This window comes from Enterobacter cloacae complex sp. GF14B (assembly GCF_004136805.1).
Classification (GTDB): Bacteria; Pseudomonadota; Gammaproteobacteria; order Enterobacterales; family Enterobacteriaceae; genus Enterobacter; species Enterobacter hormaechei_C.
The window spans coordinates 1-2,022 of the sequence record NZ_QFRV01000212.1; the positions used below are offsets into that span (position 1 = coordinate 1).

Consider the following 2,022-nt stretch of genomic DNA (forward strand, 5'->3'; position numbering starts at 1 on the left):
GAAGTGTATCATCAGGTGATTCTTGAACACTAGGAGGTGTGAATTGCTTTGTAGCTTCATGGAGGTCCACTATTGTAGGTGGAGGCTGTGGAGAAGCTTTTACATCTATGGATGCATTACACGAGGAGCTAGAGGCTTCATGGGATCCCCCTCTTCCTGAGCTAGGTGGAACAAATCGTTCTTTCTTTGGTACCCAAACTAGCTCTAGATCGGGTGTGTAACATTCCATGATTTTTTCCTTTCCGCGATTTTCAATTTGTTTTGGAGCCACAGGATTGGGTTTACATGGGCCAGGTGACAGGTAAGAGTACAATTTACGTTTTGGCACCCAGATTTGATCATTTCCTTCATAGTAGCCTTGGGCTTCCAATAGTCGTTTAGGAATCCAACGCCACGTTTCCTTACATTTCTTGGGGCGAGTGGGACGTTTCTTACAAGGCTTCTGTTTTTTAGCACTAGCTATGGTCGCTAAAGAAGCTTTAGGGACCCACTTGTATGTTTTCTTTGTTATATTAGGATGAGTCTTGTCAGAAGCTATATGCATTGCTTGTAGCATATTTAAGGGTACGGGCATTTCATCCCCCTCAGGTGTTACCCAGGTTGTCCCCCTATTTCCCCAAGTGTCTATGGTTGCTGCTAGGTGGACCCAATCCACATTGTCCGACTCAGTCATCCCATGTAGTACATCTATATAAGGAGAATATTCCCCAACATCAGTGTGTGCTTTACACGTGTAACAATACTGTAATGGGGCCGAGTGAACTGTTGTGTCAGATATACAATCAATTATAAACCTGTTTCCTAGAGGATGAGCTCGATAAGTCACAAGATCCACTCGAATGACAGAATCTTGGAACTGCAAGTAGACATGGTTTTTAGACCAGTCATGCACCATTTTTTCTTCCCTCATGAAAGGACGTCCTAAGATCATCTCAGATGCCATAGTGTGCTTGGAGAAATCCATAACAATTGAAGGTAATTCTTATTTTATGTCCAAAGACCTTGATCTTGAGATCTTCTAGCATCCCAATAGGTTTAACGATAGACCCATTGGCCATCTTTACTACTATGGTTGTGGTCACAAGGTGAGGTCTTCCCATAGTTTCCCAGCAATTTTTAGTCACAATGCTAACCCCAGCGCCACCATCAAGGATTCCCTTCACAGTTAATCCCTTGGTAGTGATTGGTATAGTCGCATTGGATTCATCACCCTCAAAGTATTGTCCCAACTTGTTAACAGGTATTTCTATAACAAGGTTCTCATCTAGGTTGGGTTGTGGATCTAAGTGTTCCTACTCTATTGGCATCTCCCCAGCTCCATCCATCTGTGAAAATTGTGGTAGCCCAAACTTCAGTTCTCCATTGAGGAAGGCTCGAAGAGCTGAGACTATCTCAGGGTCTTTATATAGTTTGGACATGATGGTGGTTCTAACTTCTGAAGCCATGAAATCCATCAATTTGGCAATATTTAACGGCACCTTTTGGGCTTCAGCCCCTTGACGTGGGGAAGATGGGATCTCCATTTCTTTGATAGGGTCAGGTAGTCCCTCTATAAACATTCTTTCCAACAAGAAGTGAGTACGCCCACTTTCCCATGACTTTAAGTCACTTTCTTCTTGGATGACACTAGGTATGGCTAGGGGTCTATGGACTTTGTGAGGTTGTTGTTGTGTAGGGAACACTGTGTCTGTAATCTGGATCTGCCTAGGTGCTGGCTCTAGATCCCTTTGGGTATCTTCTACCAAACTCCTTAATTGCTTGACTCGCTCGATCTCCTCTGTAGGGTTTGGATAAGTTCCTATCTTCTTCTTGGGTCCTGGCCATTGTGGCTCATGACGATCTTTCTTGTTGGTTTCTTTCCTAGTGGTCGTTTTGGTCTCCATGGTTTCACCTGAATTAGAATCCTCTTCAGTGTTGTTCATATATACGGGGTTGTCACCAGTCCCTATGTTGGTCTTTGAAATGGGATTTGAATTTGTTGCTTTTTGAAATATCTTCCTTGTGTGTTTTCTTCTTCTTCTG

3 protein-coding genes are annotated in these 2,022 nt (G+C 43.3%); all 3 read right to left on the reverse strand.

Translation table 11 applies throughout. From position 1 onward, the window contains the following. On the reverse strand, positions 1-574 hold a 574-nt coding region (locus DD606_RS26230; protein ID WP_219824231.1), incomplete at its 3' end, for a hypothetical protein. A 358-nt stretch (positions 575-932) separates the two neighbouring features. Beyond that, positions 933-1,229, reverse strand: coding sequence for a retropepsin-like aspartic protease (locus DD606_RS26740; protein WP_368853794.1), 297 nt, complete (start codon positions 1,227-1,229; stop codon positions 933-935). 63 nt (positions 1,230-1,292) lie between these two features. Then, positions 1,293-2,022 (reverse strand): hypothetical protein (locus tag DD606_RS26045; RefSeq protein ID WP_176691485.1); only part of this gene is annotated, 730 nt, incomplete at its 5' end.